At 74.0% G+C, this 14,521-nt stretch carries 13 protein-coding genes; 5 read left to right on the top strand and 8 right to left on the bottom strand.

The annotated features are described in order from the left end of the window. Positions 1 to 218: 218 nt before the first annotated feature. Positions 219 to 1,469 carry a M14 family zinc carboxypeptidase gene (locus tag IH25_RS0111515; protein WP_030607034.1) on the top strand — a complete coding sequence of 417 codons (1,251 nt, stop codon included), beginning with the start codon at positions 219 to 221 and terminating at the stop codon, positions 1,467 to 1,469. 39 nt (positions 1,470 to 1,508) lie between these two features. On the opposite strand, the gene IH25_RS0111510 is transcribed toward IH25_RS0111515, so the two are convergent. Continuing rightward, a complete protein-coding gene (locus IH25_RS0111510; RefSeq protein ID WP_030607031.1) occupies positions 1,509 to 1,922 on the bottom strand; it encodes an SSI family serine proteinase inhibitor in 414 nt (137 codons plus the stop codon). A gap of 105 nt (positions 1,923 to 2,027) precedes the next feature. Then, positions 2,028 to 2,579: a DUF1707 and FHA domain-containing protein gene (locus tag IH25_RS0111505; protein WP_030607028.1), complete on the bottom strand. Its 552-nt coding sequence runs from the start codon at positions 2,577 to 2,579 to the stop codon at positions 2,028 to 2,030. Between the two features lie 178 nt (positions 2,580 to 2,757). Between IH25_RS0111505 and treZ the strand changes: the two genes are divergently transcribed. Beyond that, positions 2,758 to 4,503 (top strand): malto-oligosyltrehalose trehalohydrolase, encoded by a 1,746-nt coding sequence (gene treZ / locus IH25_RS0111500; protein WP_030607027.1) that lies wholly within the window; start codon positions 2,758 to 2,760, stop codon positions 4,501 to 4,503. Between the two features lie 22 nt (positions 4,504 to 4,525). Here the strand turns inward: treZ and IH25_RS0111495 are convergent, their stop codons facing one another. The 5 genes from IH25_RS0111495 to cyc2 all read right to left on the bottom strand — a co-directional run bounded on the left by IH25_RS0111495 (position 4,526) and on the right by cyc2 (position 10,107). Then, positions 4,526 to 5,461, bottom strand: a complete 936-nt coding sequence (locus IH25_RS0111495; RefSeq protein WP_030607024.1) for an aminoglycoside phosphotransferase family protein — start codon at positions 5,459 to 5,461, stop codon at positions 4,526 to 4,528. A gap of 53 nt (positions 5,462 to 5,514) precedes the next feature. Next, entirely contained in the window at positions 5,515 to 6,642 is a 1,128-nt protein-coding gene (locus tag IH25_RS0111490; protein WP_030607021.1) for an aminopeptidase P family protein, read from the bottom strand. 202 nt (positions 6,643 to 6,844) lie between these two features. Further along, positions 6,845 to 7,390 carry a PDZ domain-containing protein gene (locus IH25_RS0111485; protein WP_030607006.1) on the bottom strand — a complete coding sequence of 182 codons (546 nt, stop codon included), beginning with the start codon at positions 7,388 to 7,390 and terminating at the stop codon, positions 6,845 to 6,847. A gap of 187 nt (positions 7,391 to 7,577) precedes the next feature. Further along, complete coding sequence (locus IH25_RS43195; protein WP_030607004.1) at positions 7,578 to 7,919, bottom strand: multicopper oxidase domain-containing protein; 342 nt, start codon at positions 7,917 to 7,919, stop codon at positions 7,578 to 7,580. A 25-nt stretch (positions 7,920 to 7,944) separates the two neighbouring features. Next, positions 7,945 to 10,107 (bottom strand): germacradienol/geosmin synthase Cyc2, encoded by a 2,163-nt coding sequence (gene cyc2 / locus IH25_RS0111475; RefSeq protein WP_030607001.1) that lies wholly within the window; start codon positions 10,105 to 10,107, stop codon positions 7,945 to 7,947. Between the two features lie 152 nt (positions 10,108 to 10,259). On the opposite strand from cyc2, the gene IH25_RS0111470 reads away from it, so the two are divergent. After that, positions 10,260 to 11,069, top strand: coding sequence for an alpha/beta fold hydrolase (locus IH25_RS0111470; RefSeq protein ID WP_030606998.1), 810 nt, complete (start codon positions 10,260 to 10,262; stop codon positions 11,067 to 11,069). Continuing rightward, the gene (locus tag IH25_RS0111465; protein WP_030606995.1) at positions 11,066 to 12,331 is read left to right on the top strand and encodes a cytochrome P450; all 1,266 of its coding nucleotides are present in this window, start codon (positions 11,066 to 11,068) and stop codon (positions 12,329 to 12,331) included. The genes IH25_RS0111470 and IH25_RS0111465 overlap by 4 nt, the downstream gene beginning before the upstream one ends. 55 nt (positions 12,332 to 12,386) lie before the next feature. Here IH25_RS0111465 and IH25_RS0111460 read toward each other — a convergent pair whose 3' ends face one another. Then, a complete protein-coding gene (locus IH25_RS0111460) occupies positions 12,387 to 13,034 on the bottom strand; it encodes a ScbR family autoregulator-binding transcription factor (RefSeq protein ID WP_030606991.1) in 648 nt (215 codons plus the stop codon). A 457-nt stretch (positions 13,035 to 13,491) separates the two neighbouring features. On the opposite strand from IH25_RS0111460, the gene IH25_RS0111455 reads away from it, so the two are divergent. After that, positions 13,492 to 14,520: a sporulation protein gene (locus tag IH25_RS0111455; RefSeq protein WP_030606988.1), complete on the top strand. Its 1,029-nt coding sequence runs from the start codon at positions 13,492 to 13,494 to the stop codon at positions 14,518 to 14,520. Position 14,521: the final 1 nt, after the last annotated feature.

The raw sequence follows: 14,521 nt of genomic DNA, 5'->3' as shown, positions 1-14,521 counted from the left end.
CCACGGGGCGACCGCCCCACCCGTAGTGCGCTCACGGGTCTCCTGTCGTACCGGTGGTGCGCTCGTGGCACACAGTGGTCCGGTTTCCGTCGGCTCCGCGCCTCCGCACGCCCCCGTCCGCCTCCGCACGCCCCCGTCCGCCTCCGCCGCCGACTGCTTGACAGTTCCCCCGTCGCGTGCGGGACTGGGAGGGCGAAGCCGGGCGGACAAGTACGGGGGTGAGTCCTCTGCCGGAGCTGCGCTATCCCAGCGTTCCCCAAATGTTCGCCCGCGCCCAGGCGTTGGCGGCCCGGGAACCCGGGCTGTGCGCGCTGCGCCAGGTCGGTGTCTCGCGCGCGGGAAGACCCCTGCACCTGCTGTCGGTGGGACAGGCCCGCCGCGCCGTGCTGGTCGTCGCCGGAGCCCACGCCAACGAGCCGACGGGCGGCTCCACCCTGCTGGTGCTCGCCGAACGCGTGCTGTCCGACCGGGAGTTGCGGGCCGGCACCTCCTGGCACTTCCTGCTGTGCGCGGACCCGGACGGCGCGAGCCTGCACGTGACCCCGGCGCCGCGCAGCCTGCTCGACTACCACCTCGGCTTCTACCGGCCGACGGGCGCGGAGCAGCCGGAATGGTCCCCGTCGGTGCTGCCGCCGGACCGGCTGCCGCCCGAGACCCGGACGCTGACCAGGGTCATAGACGAGTTGCGGCCGTATCTCCAAGTGACCTTGCACGGGACCGACCTGGGCGGCAGCTGGGTGCAGCTGACCAAGGACGTGCCGGGTCTCGCCGAGCCGTTCGCGAAGTCCGCGGCGGAGCTGCACATCCCGGTGGAGACGGGGGCCTCGGACGCGGCGGGCTGGCCGGCCTCCGGACCCGGGGTGCATGTGATGCCAGGCCCGGACAGCGGCGTGCCCTATCCGAGCATGCCGGACGACGCCCGGCACAGCACCTGGTACCACGCGCACCGGTACGGCGGTCTGACGGCCGTGGTGGAGGTGCCGATGTGGGCCAGCGACCTGGTGGACGACCCGGCCCCGCACCCGGAGCCCGAGGCGGCCCTGCGCGGCCTGGCCGCCCGGCTGCTGCGGGACGCCCGGGAGGTGGAGCGGGTCCTCGCCGAGGCGCTGCCCCGGCTGGAGGGGGTGGACGGACCGCTGCTGCGGGCCGCGCGGTGGGCGCTGGAGCTGATCCCGGGCCTCGCCGAGGACTGGGCGCACACCTCTCCGGCGGGCACCACGATGGCGTACGTCGGGAGTGTGGACGCCTTCGGCCGGCGGCTGCCGCTGCGGGCCGCGGCGATGCTGCTGCGGGTGCTGCGGGAGGCGGACGACCGGGCGGCGCCGCGCCTGGAACGGCTCGTGGCCGCCTGGTGCGACGCCTTCGCGCAGCGGTTCCGGGCCCGCTGGGTGCCGCTGGAGCACCAGGTGGAGCACCAGTCGCGAACGGTGCTGGTGGCGGCCCGGCAGGCCCGGGAGCGGGTGGCGTGAGCCGGTGCGGCCGGTGCGCCGCCCGGCCGGGACCCGGCGTCAGTCGTCGAAGGCGAAGACGTGCCGGGTGCGCGCCTTCATCACGCACGCGCTGGTGTACGTCTCCCGGAAGGCGACCGTCCGGCCGTTCCACCGGCCGAGTGCCCGGGCGGTCACCGGGGCGTAGATCATCGGGCAGAAGACGTTCTCGGCCGGGATGCGTCCGATGTCACCGCCCGCGGCGGCGAGTTCGGCACAGGCCTCGGTCGCGCGGGCGTGGGGGCCGGGCGGGTCGCAGCGCAGCAGCGTGCCGCGCACCGCGCCGGTCCGGGCGCTGCCCTTGGTGACCGTCAGATAGAGCCAGGTGTCCGCGCGGGCTTCCCGGGTGGCGGCCTGCGCCGGTCCGGCGGTGAGAAGGGCGGCGACGGCCAGCAGGGCACCGGCCAACGCTGTCGCTCTGGTGTGATGAGTCATGCCGGTTGCATCGGCACGGCGGCCCGACTTCCCGAGAGCCCTCACCCGTTCGGGACGGCCCGCGCGTACACCCGTTCGCCCGTTCGAAAAGGACCGGTCGGCGTCCTAGCCCACCGCGAGCCGGAACGCCATCCGGCCGAAGGCGACCTGGTCGCCCTCGCGGACCACGACCGCGCCGGTCACCCGGCGGCCGTTGACGGTGGTGCCGTTGGTGGAGCCCAGGTCCCTGAGCACCCACAGGCCGCCCTGGCGGCGGAGTTCGGCGTGCACGCGGGAGACCGTCTCGTGGTTCAGGCGCAGCCCGCTCGCGGGATCACGGCCGATGCGCAGCAGGTGGCTGTGGTCCGGGTGCGGCAGCAGCAGCTTGGGCAGCCGCTCGGCCTGCCAGGCGCGGCGCAGCCGGACGGTGAACCCGGACACGGCCTCCACGGTGCCGAGGACCGCGCGGGAGAAGCGGTTCTCCTGGGGCAGGTCGGCGACGAGGACGGCGAGTTCGTCGGAGCGGCGCGCGGCGAGCGCCAGTTCCATCCGGCGCACGAACGTGTCGTGCGAGAGCCGGCCCAGGGCGACGCCGTCGCGCAGCACCCGCAGCGCCTTGTCCCGCTCCGCGTCGGACAGGCGCGCGGGGTAGGTGGAGAACTCGAAGGACGACGTCACGCTGGTGATTGTCGGACAGTGAACACCGGGTGTCCAGAAAACACGGAACCGGCGTCGCGGTGCCGGTACTTCCGCGACACCAGCCCGCCGGGGGCGAATTGATGAGCGGATCGATCGTCCCAGGCGGCACGATGGGGGCCGCTAAACATCACGGTGAGCAGACGAAGGGGAACCGTCCGTGCAGTTCGAGGTGTGGGCACCGCAGGCAGACCGGGTGACGCTCCATTGTGAGGGCACCACGCGCGCGTTGGCGCGCGATCCCGCGCGCGAGGGGTGGTGGACGGGTGAGGCGGAGGCGGCGGACGGCGCGCGGTACGGGTTCGCGCTGGACGACGGACCGGTGCTGCCCGACCCGCGCTCGCGCCGCCAGCCGGACGGCCCGGACGGGCTGAGCGCGGTCGTGGACCACGGGCGCCACGAGTGGCGCGCGCGGTGGGAGGGGCGCGGGCTGCCGGGCGCGGTGCTGTACGAGCTGCACGTGGGCACGTACACCCGCGAGGGCACCCTGGACGCCGCCGCGGCCCGGCTGGAGCACTTGGTGGAACTGGGTGTCACGCACGTGGAGTTGATGCCGCTGTGCCCCTTCCCGGGACGGCACGGCTGGGGCTACGAGGGGGTGTCGCTGTGGGCGGTGCACGAGCCGTACGGCGGCCCCGAGGCGCTGAAGCGGTTCGTGGACCGGGCGCACGAACTCGGGCTGGGCGTCGTCCTGGACGTCGTCCACAACCACTTGGGCCCGTCGGGCAACTATCTGCCGCGGTTCGGGCCGTACTTCACGGACACGCACACCACTCCGTGGGGCTCGGCGGTGAACCTGGACGCGCCCGGCTCGGACGAGGTGCGGGCGTTCCTCGTCGGCAGCGCGCTGGCGTGGCTGCGGGACTACCGGATCGACGGGCTCCGGCTGGACGCGGTGCACGCGTTGTACGACACGCGCGCGTGCCACTTCCTGGAGGAGCTGTCGGCGGCCGTGGACGCTCTGGCCGGGGAGGTGGACAGGCCGCTGTTCCTCATCGCCGAGTCGGACCTGAACAACCCGCGGTTCATCACCCCGCGCGCGGAGAACGGGCTCGGGCTGCACGCGCAGTGGAACGACGACTTCCACCACGCCCTGCACACCGCGCTGACCGGCGAAGCCCAGGGCTACTACGCCGACTTCGCGCGGCAGCCGTTCGCCGCGCTCGCCAAGACCCTCACCGGCGGCTACTTCCACGACGGCACGTACTCGTCCTTCCGGCGCCGGCACCACGGCCGCCCGCTGGACCGCACGCGGGTGGCCGGGCACCGGCTGCTCGGCTACAGCCAGACCCACGACCAGGTCGGCAACCGCGCCCAGGGAGACCGGCTCGCCGCGCTGCTCTCCCCCGGCCTGCTGGCCTGCGCGGCCACGCTGACCCTGACCGCGCCGTTCACTCCGATGCTGTTCATGGGCGAGGAGTGGGCGGCGGGCACGCCCTGGCAGTTCTTCACCGACCACACCGATCCGCAGCTGGCCGAGGCGGTACGGCGGGGCAGGCGGCGGGAGTTCGCGGAGCACGGCTGGGCCGAGGAGGACGTACCGGACCCGCAGGACCCGGCGACCCGGGAGCGGTCCTGCCTGGACTGGTCGGAGCCGGAACGCGAGCCGCACGCGCGCGTGCTGGCCTGGTACCGGCAACTGATCGCGCTGCGCCACACCCAGCCGGACCTCACCGCCCCCGACCTCGCCGCCACGCGGGTGGCCTACGACGAGGAGGCCCGCTGGCTGGCCTTCCGGCGCGGGGACGTACGGGTGGCGGTGAACCTCGGCAAGCAGACCGCGGCGATCCCGCTGGGCACCGGCGGTGTGGAGGTCCTGGCGGCCTGGGAGCCGGTGCCGGCGCCGGGCCCGGACGGTCTGCTCCACGTGCCCGCCGAGTCCTGCGTGGTGCTGACCCAGCCTTGAGGCGCAGGGGCCCGGGCCGCCCTCAGGGCTCCGGCTCGTTCTCCGGGAAGTCGGTGACCCGCTCCAGCAGGATCGGCTCCCAGGCGCGCCGCAGCCGGGTGCGCAGCAGGGGCGGGGAGCCGGCCGTGCGGCCCTGGAGGTGGTCGGCGAACCGGATGACGGTGTCGCAGCGGGCCAGCCACAGGCCGCGCAGGCAGGGGCGGGCGCCGTAGCCGGCGAGGGTGGCGGCGCGGACGGCCGCCGGGGAGCCGACGGCGACGGCCAGCCCGGCGATGTCCTCGGCGGGGTCGCCGAGGGCCGCCCCCGTCCAGTCCAGGACGCCCCGCACCCTGCCGTCGGCGCTGACCACCACGTGCGCGCCGGTCAGCCCGTGGTGGGTGAGGACGGCGGCACCGGGTTGCGCGGTGAGCCGGGCCGCGTTCGCCGGGGCGAGCTGGTGCAGCCGGGCGGCGTCGAACTCGTCGGCCGCGGCGAGCCGTTCGGCGGCGTGCACGGCCATCCGGCGCAGCGCCTCCAGCGAGCGCGGTGCGGCGCGGGGCACGCCGAGCGCCTCGGCCGGGCGCACGGGCACCGCGCGCAGCCCGCCGAGCAGCCCGGCCAGGTCGGCCTCGCCGACGGCGGAGACGTCGTACTCGTCGGCCGTGCCGCCGGGCACCCGCGTGTCGAGGGTGTAGGCGAGACCGGGCGCCCAGTCGCCGTGCGCGACGCTGACCGGGACGGCGACCGGCAGGTGCGGGCGGACCAGGTCGCGCAGCCGCAGTTCCCGCCGGCGGCGCGTGGAGGCCTCCCGGTCGGGTGCGAGGCGCAGCACATGGCGGTCGCCGATCCACCACGTGTACCGCCGCTCCGGCGTCACGGGCCGCACGCTGGGTCCCCCGGTGCCGTCGCGGCCCTCCTTGAGCAGCGAACGGACCAGTCTGCGGACGGTGTCCGCGGTGGGTGTCGGTGCCTGGGTCATGGGTGCGCGCGTCGCCGTTCCGGTGTCGTCGGGGTGGGGTCTCGCGGGGTGTCTCAGTCCACGGTGACCATCTCGCGGGTGGTGTTGTTCAGGCGCCGGCCGCCGTCCTCGGTGACCGTGACGATGTCCTCGATGCGCACCCCGAAGCGGCCGGGCAGGTAGATGCCGGGCTCCACGGAGAAGCACATGCCGGGCACGAGCGGCTGCTCCTCGCCCTCGATCATGTACGGCGGCTCGTGCGTGGTGACGCCGATGCCGTGTCCGGTGCGGTGGACGAAGTACGGGCCGTACCCGGCGTCGGTGATCACCGCGCGGGCGGCGCGGTCGACGTCCTGGCAGGCAGCGCCGGGGCGTACGGCCTGGTAGCCGGCCTCCTGGGCGGCGCGTACGACGTCGTGCACCCGGCGCTCCTCCTCGGTGGGTTCGCCGACGTGGACCGTGCGGGTGGTGTCGGAGCCGTAGCCGTCCTTCAGGCCGCCGAAGTCGAGGACGACCATGTCGCCGGGCCGGATCTCCCGGTCGCCGACCTCGTGGTGCGGGTTGGCGCCGTTGGGGCCGGAGCCGACGATGGTGAAGTCGACCTGTTCGTGGCCGAAGCGGCGCAGCAGGCCGGCGAGGTCCCGGCCGACGTCGGACTCGCGGCGGCCGGCGAAGGGAAGCTTCCGGATCTCCTCGAACGCCTGGTCGGCGGCGGCCGCCGCGGCGGCCAGCAGGTCCAGCTCGGCCTTGTCCTTCACCGCGCGCAGCATGGGCAGGGCGTCGGTGAGGGCGGCGTAGGAGGTGCCGGGCAGGGTCCGCTGGAGGCCCAGCAGGTGCATCGCCCAGGTGTTGTCGCTGATGCCGAACCGGCCGCGGTCGTCGAGGAGGCCGGCGGTGACGGCGTAGGGGTCCGTGCCGTCGGTCCAGTCGCGCAGGGTCAGCGCGGGGGCGCCGGGTGCCTGCTCGGCGTCCGGGGCCTCCAGGGTGGGCACGACGAGGACGGGGTCGCGGCCGGGGGCGAGGACGAGCACGGTCAGCCGTTCGGTGATCGCGGTGGGGGTGTAGCCGGTGAGCCACACGAGGTCCGGGCCCGGGGCCACGAGCAGTCCGGCGAGGCCGGCGTCGGCCGCGGAGCGCACGGCGCGGTCCATGCGGGCCCGGTAGTCGGCGGCGGTGAAGGGCGCGGGCGTGGTACCGGTCATCCGGGCCTCCGGGCACTGCTCGGGAAAGGGGGCGCTGACGTCTCGGGCAGCATCCTGCCCGCCCGGCCGGACCCACGCGACCGGATCCCCGGAACGGGCGTCCCGCGGTACGCGGCGAAGCGGCTCGGCATGGGCCCATGATGACGCGTGGGACGGCTGGTGACCAGCGGTTTCACAGGGTGCCGCACCGGTTGCGGGGGCGTCAGGTGACCAGCCCCGGGGTCACCGTCAGCTGCTGGTACGCCCCGCTGTCGTGGCGCACGGTGAGGAGCACCGCCTTGCCGGGGAGGGACCGGGTGACGGCGCGGGCGAGGTCGGCGGCGGTGTCGACGCGGGCCGCGCCGAGCTGGAGCACGAGGTCGCCGCGGACCAGGCCGGCCGTGTAGCCGGGGCCGGGCACGTGGACGGCCACCACGAGCGCGCCCGCCTTCTCGCCGTCGGCCACCTCCACGCCGAGGGTCGCGCCGGGCGGGGCGGGGGCGGCCGTGGTGTGGGCCGCGGGGACGGGCGGCGGGGCCTGGCGGGGCGGCCCGGCCGGTCCGGTGATGCCGGTCACCGCGGCGGCGACGAGGCCGATGCCGATGCCCGAGAGCAGCACCGCCGTGCCGGCGCCCAGGCCGAGCAGCAGGGTCCGCGTCCGCCGTCCGCGCCGGGGCGCGGCGTGCGGGCGGCGGACGGGGCCCTGGCCGCCCGCTTCCGGCCGGTTCTGTCCGGGCATCGGCTTGGGACGCAACGCAGTCTGTTCCATGGTTCGCTCGCCTCCGGCTGGTGCTCTACCCGGAACGGCGGGCCGTGACGAGACACGAAAGGGTGAGACTGGCCGGAGGGTGGCGGAGGGTAGTCATGCCTGATCACGGCAGACGAGGCAGCATGCCCCCTCCGTCACCCGCGTTCGGCTCCCCCGGTCGGCGATCCGGCCGGGAGGCCGCCGTCGGTCAGCCGGTGTGCCCGTGGCCGTCGTGCGCGCCGTCGTGGGAGAACTTCAGGGCCTCGGGCGGCATGACGACGAAGGGCCGCATCATGCCCATGTCCTCGTGCTCCAGCAGATGGCAGTGGTACATGAACCTGCCGTACCCGCCGTCGAAGCGGCCCATGATCCGCTGTCCGTCGTAGCCCCACATCAGGGTCGGCGGCAGCTGCGGGTGGAGCCGCACCCAGGCCGGGCGCGACGCGATCTCGGTCTCACGCAGGACGTCGTCCGTGGCGGGCCGCAGGACCGGCGGTACGGTCAACGGCGCCAGGTGCGGCGTCAGTTCCCTCGCGGTGGCCGCGGGCACGCGCCCGGTGTCCGCGGCGCGACCGTCAGCCGAGCGACAGGGCGGGCACGGCGGGCGGCCGGTCCGGCAGGAAGCCGTGGGCGCGGCGGCCCAGCCACTCGGCCTTGTACCGGTCGACGCACCGGTGCCAGTTCAGGATGCCCGCCAGCCAGTTCCGCAGGTCCTGCACATAGGCCGCCATGGCGGTCCGGGACTCCTCGGACAGGGCGAAGTCGTCGTACAGAACGGGGAGTTCGTGGGCGACGACGTGCTCGAACTGGCGCATGCGCTGGTTGATCAGGTCCTGGACGACGGTCAGCGCGGAGGGGTAGTCCACGCCGAAGAAGTTCTGGACCACGAGGACGGCGTTGTGGATCTCGCCCTCGTACTCGATCTCCTTCTGGTAGGAGAACACGTCGTTGAGGAGGCAGGCGTAGTCGATGGCGGCGTTCTCCAGGGAGCGCACCGGGCCGCTGGCGTACACCTCGGCCGGGATGGCGGGCCCCTGGCCCATCCGGCACAGGCTCAGGGTGAGGTCCGAGCCGAAGGTGGCGCGCCGCATCTCCAGGTAGTCGACCGGGTCCGGGACGCGGTTCTGGAGCTGGTTGGACAGTTCCCAGACCCAGCTCTCGGTCATCGTGTCGACGGCCGACTTCAGGGTGCGCCGCTGGTCGGTGGTCATGGTGGCCGTGGTGCGCGTCCACAGGTCGATCAGCGCGCGTTCCATGGCGTTGCCGGGGACGACGGCGGCCTCGCCCTCGACCGGCATGCACTGCGAGAGCCGGGCCGTGGTCAGGCGGGCGGCGGCCAGGTCCCTGCGGTGGCCGTACACCAGCGGGTAGTAGTCGTCGCCGTAGGTTCCCCAGGCGAGCCAGTGCGCGCTCAGGTCGAGGGCCTCGGGGGTGGCATCCGGATCCAGGCCGGCGGAGCACAGCGCGAGGTCGTAGGCGGCCAGCTTGTCCTCGTCCCAGACGCCCTCCTGGAGGATGCCCATGCGGTGGCACCAGTCGGCGAGGTGGCCGCGGGCCTGGTCCAGGTGGGGGCTGAGCTGGAGTTCGAAGGGCATGTACAGGTCGGGGATGCGGGACGGGCCGACCTTCTGGAAGGGCACGTGGGAGGAGGAGCGCAGGCGGTCCTGCGCGGCCGACGCGAGCAGTGCGCCGATGTCGGCGGCCGAGGTGCCGAGGCCGCTCGGCACCTGCCACGGCGAGCCGGTGCGCGCGCCCTTGTTCATGTAGCGGCTGGAGCGCAGGTGCCATTCGTGGCCGCCGGACTGCCAGTCCTGGAGCCCCTTGGTGTAGGCGGCTACGGCGGCCACCTCGGCGGGGGTCAGACCCTGCTCCAGGGCGACGGCGGGCACCTCGGTGAGCGCGGTGTGCTCGAACTGGTGCAGCCGGGAGGTGAGGACGTCGTTGACGATGTCGGCGGCCTCCTGGGTGGTGCACCGGAAGAACGTCTCCAGCACCAGCACGCCGTTGCTGTTCTCGCCCTCCTCCTCGACCTCGCGCTGGTAGGAGAACAGGTCGTTGCGCAGGTGGACGGCGTCGGAGAACGTCTCCATGAGGACGCGCAGCGGGCGGGTGCCGGCGACGGCGGCGGGCACCTCGGCGGTCGCGTACTCCACGAGCCCGGCCGACCAGGGGGCGCCGCCCACCTTCCGGCGCATCTCGATGTACTCGACGGGGTTGGCGATCCGCCCCTCGTTGATGTTGGACAGCTCCCACATCGACTCGTTGAGCAGGTGCTCGGTGGCGACGGAGAAGCGGCGCCGCCAGTCCGCGGACATCGCCGGCACCGTGCGCGCCCACAGGTCCTTCAGGCCCGCCTCCACCGGGTTCTCCGGCTCGGGCACGGGCGCGCCGGGGTCGAGCGGCATGAACAGCGGCAGGCGGTCCAGGTGCGCCTTGCCGGCGGCGCGGTCCTGGGTGCGCTTGAACATGTCGAGGAAGTGGTCGTCGAAGAAGAACACCCACACGTACCAGTCGGTGATCAGCGAGAGGGCGGGTCCGTCGCAGTCGGGGTGGGTGTAGGCGCACAGGAGTCCGTAGTCGTGCGCCTCCAGGTCGGCCTGGTCCCAGATCCCGGAGCCCTCCAGCATGCCCATCTCGCGCGCCCACCGGGTCGAGTGGGCGCGGGCCTCGTCCAGGTGCGGGTTGAGCCGCGCGGGGTACGGCATGTAGAAGTGCGGGAGTTCGAACGGCTGCGTCATGGCCGGGGCCCTACCCGCGCCTCCGAAACCCCATCCGCACCAAGGCACATGATCACACCATCGCGTGAACCGTCGGCGAAACCGGGAACCTGGGCGGGGGTTGTGGCGTTGGCCGCCTTGCCGTGCCCGCGCGCGGGGGCCACGGTAGGCCCATGACCTCCTTCGTGCTGCCCCATGAGGTGCACGGCGACGGCGCCCACAAGGTGTTCGCCGTGCACGGCTGGTTCGCCGACCGGTCCGCGTACGCGCCCGTGCTGCCGGACCTCGACCGCACGTCCTTCTCCTACGCGCTGGTCGACCTGCGCGGCTACGGCGAGGCCCGGGACGCCACCGGCGCGTACACCACCGCCGAGGCCGCCGCGGACCTCGTGGAGCTGGCGGACCGGCTCGGCTGGGGACGGTTCTCGGTGGTCGGGCACTCGATGGGCGGCGCGGTGGCCCAGCGGCTGCTCGCGGTGGCCCCGGACCGGCTGCGCCGGATCGTGGGCGTCTCGCCCGTGCCCGCCTCGGGCCTTCCCCTGGCCGGAGAGCAGGCGGAGCTGTTCGCCGGGGCGGCACACCGCGCGGAGAACCGGCGCGCGATCATCGACTTCACCACCGGCGGCGACCGGCCCGCCGCCTGGCTGGACCGGATGGTCGCCCGCTCGCTGGAGCGGAGCGACGCCAAGGCGTTCCGGGCCTGGCTGGAGTCCTGGTCGGGCGACGACTTCAGCGCCGAGACCGTCGGCAGCGAGGTACCCGCGCTGGCCGTGGCCGGCGCGCTCGATCCGGCGCTGTCACCGGAGGTCATGCGGCGGACCTGGCTGTCCTGGTACCCGCGCGCGCGGCTGGCGGTCCTCTCCCGCGCCGGCCACTACGCCATGGACGAGACCCCGCTGGAACTGGTGCGCGTGGTCGAGGACTTCCTGCGGGCGGACGAGGCCGGGGAGACGGACGGCGCGGGCCGGGGCGGGCGGGCGTGAGCGGGCGCGCGGCCCCGCCGGTCCCGGACGTCTTCGATCCGCGCCGGTACGCCGCCGGGGTGCCCTACGACGACTACCGCCTGCTGCGCGACCATCATCCGGTGGCCTGGCAGGAGGAGCCGGAGGTGCTCGGCTGGCCGGCCGGGCCGGGATTCTGGGCGGTGACGAGGCACGCGGACGTCGTGCGCGTACTGAAGGACGCGGGAACGTACTCCTCGTACGCGGGCGCCACCCAGATCCGGGACCCCGATCCTGAGGACCTGCCGTTCATCCGGCGGATGATGCTCAACCAGGATCCGCCGGGGCACGGGCGGCTGCGCAGGCTGGTGAGCCGCGCGTTCACGCCGGGGCGCGTGGAGCGGTTCGCGGCCGTCGCCCGTGCGCGGGCGCGGGGGCTGCTCGCGGACGCCTGCGCGCGGGCGCGGGAGGGGGACGGCACGGTCGATCTGGTGGCCGCCGTCACCGACGAGTACGCCCTGCTGAACCTGACGGACCTGCTGGGCGTCCCGGGGAGCGACCGGGGGCTGCTGCTGGACTGGACCCGGCGGGTCATCGGCTATCAGGACCCGGACGAGGCCGCCCCGCCGGTGCCGGACCGGACGGGCAGGCCGGTCGATCCCCGGTCGCCGGCGATGCTGCGGGACATGTTCGACTACGCCGGACAGCTCGCGGAACACAAACGCCGGCACCCGGCCGACGACATCATGACGACGCTCGCCCACGACGGCGGACTCGCCCGCGCCGAGCTGGAGATGTTCTTCTTCCTGCTCACCGTGGCGGGCAACGACACGGTGCGCGCCGCGGCCCCGGGCGGGCTGCTGGCACTGGCGGAGCACCCGGAGGTGTACGAGATGCTGCGCGCCGAGCCGGCCCGCCTGCCGTCCGCCGTGGACGAGTTGCTGCGCTGGCATCCGCCGGTGCTGACCTTCCGCCGGACGGCCGTGCGGGACACCGAGCTGGCGGGCCGCCGGATCCGGGCGGGCGAGAAGGTCGTGGTGTTCCACGCCTCGGCCAACCGGGACGAGCGCGTGTTCGCGGACCCGGACCGGCTCGACCCGACGCGCTCCCCCAACCCGCATGTCTCGTTCGGGGACGGCCCCCATGTCTGTCTGGGCGCCCACTTCGCCCGGCTCCAACTGCGGCTGCTGCACGAGGAGCTGACGCGCGTCCTGCCGGGCCCGCCGGTGCTCGCGGGCCCGGCCGGGCGGCTGGTGTCGAACTTCATCAACGGCATCAAGTCACTGCCGCTGCGCCTTGTCTGACGGACCATGGGTGCGATGGGGGCCGTGGGGCATGTCCGTCACCGTGTCGTGGGCGTCAGGCGGCACGGACCTCCCGTTCCAGCTGGGTGGCCAGGGTGACATAACGGGGGCGCCGGTGCACCGGGACGAGACCGCGGATCACCAGGTGCCACATCTCGGCGACCCGGCGCGGCAGCCGTCCGACGGGTTCGAGCGAACGGCCCGCGACCCGGGTGCCCACGAAGAAGCACACGAGGGAGTGGGCGACCACCCCCACGTCGATGTCCCCGTGCAGGTCGGCCTCCCTGACGGCCCCGCTGAATTTACGGGTGGCGAAGTCCAGCCACTCGGTGAACGGGTGCCGCAGCGGCGGCCGTACGGCGATGTCGGCGGTGGCCAGCCGGAGCCCGGCACGCGGCACGGGGTCCTCCACGGCGAGCCGGGCGATCCCGAACGTGGTGCGCATCAGCGCCTCCAACGACGAGCAGCCGCGGCTCTCGACATCGGCCACGAGCTGCCGGGCCGCCTTGGCCTGGAGCTCCAGGATCGCCTGGGCGAGGTCCTCCTTGGCCGCGAAGTGGAAATACAGGGCGCCCTTGGTGACCTTCGCATGTGCGACGATATCGCTCAGGCTGGTGGATTCGTAGCCGTGCCGGTCGAACAGGTCGGCGGCGGCCGTGATGATGGTTGCGCGGGTCTGTTCAGCGCGTAACTGCCTCGCCATCCCCGGACCCCTCCTCGCGCCTCAAAAGAACAGGACATGCGGTTTGTTTTCAACCCCCCGCATACGATAACTCACCGCGCGGGAATGGGAGTCCAGAGGTCCACGCACGCGCTATGACGCGTATCAGCGGTACGACAGCGCCCGACGGGCTCCGGGCGACGGGAGCCGCTCGTGTGATCCGGCACGGTACGAGGCGGACGTCCGGTCTTCAACGAGCTACCGGAGCAGCGGCAAAACAGCAGGACCGGTCGGTGCGTTCACGCCCCTGAGAGCGAAACACCCCTCGTCGCACGCCGGTTGCCCCGCCTCCCCGCCCCGGCGCACGTCACCCCGTCACGCCACGGGTCCTTCGAACGGGTGACCTGGGAACTTCTCTGCCCACGCCGTGAGTTCACCGGACAGCCGGACGGACCAAGGAGCGCCGTCCGGACGAGGCGAGGCGCAAGGGAGCTACGGCGTGGTGTTCAAGAGGCTGCTGGGTGCGATCGGGGTCGGTGGCCCCTCCGTGGACACGGTGCTGGACGGGGGCGCGGCGCTGCCCGGCGGCGCCCTGACGGGCCGGGTGCTGCTGCGGGGCGGCGGATCGGCCGTGGACATCGAGCACATCGGCCTGGAGCTGATCGCCCGGGTGGAGGCGGAGCACGCGGAGGGCGAGAGCGAGGGCTCGGTCGTCTTCGAGCACTTCACCGTGGGCGGCGGCTTCCGGCTCGGCGAGGAAGAGGAGCGCGCGCTGCCGTTCAGCGTGCCGCTGCCCTGGGAGACCCCGGTGACCGAGCTGCACGGGCAGCCGCTCGGCATCGCGCTGGGCGTGCGCACGGAGGTCGCGGTGGCCGGCGCCCGGGACAAGGGCGACCTGGACCCGCTGGCCGTCCGTCCCCTGCCCGTGCAGGAGGCGGTGCTGGAGGCCTTCGGCGGCCTGGGCTTCGGCTTCCGCTCGGCCGACCTGGAGTACGGCCACATCGGCGGTACGGGCCAGCGGCTGCCGTTCTACCAGGAGATCGAGCTGACCCCGGCCCCGCAGTACGCGCACGCGATGAACGAGCTGGAGCTGACCTTCCTCGCCTCCCCCGCGGGCGTCGAGGTCGTACTGGAGGCGGACAAGCGCGGTGGGCCGTTCTCCGCGGGGCACGACGCGCTGACCCGGTTCACGGTGCGCCACGAGGACGCGCCGGCCCTGGACTGGCGGGCCGAGGTGGACGGCTGGATCCGCCGGATGACCGAGCACCACGACGCCTACGGCAGCCACGCGGCGTACGGCCACGACAGCCACGGGATGTACGGCCACGACAGTCACACGGCGTACGGCCACGACGGCGCGCCCGGGGCCGGCCACCGCTCCGGTCCGGGCCTGGGCACGGCCGTGGCGGCGGGCGCGGCGGGTCTCGCCGTGGGCGTGGTCGGCGGCATGGTGGCCGCTGAGGCCGTGGACGAGATCGGGGACTTCTTCGAGGGAGAGGAGGAGGACGAGGGCGAGGACGAGGCCTGAC

The sequence above is a fragment of the Streptomyces achromogenes subsp. achromogenes genome (assembly GCF_000720835.1).
GTDB classification, from domain to species: Bacteria; Actinomycetota; Actinomycetes; order Streptomycetales; family Streptomycetaceae; genus Streptomyces; species Streptomyces achromogenes.
The sequence above is the reverse complement of the archived record's forward strand: the minus strand, read 5'-3'. Positions and strand labels throughout refer to the sequence as shown.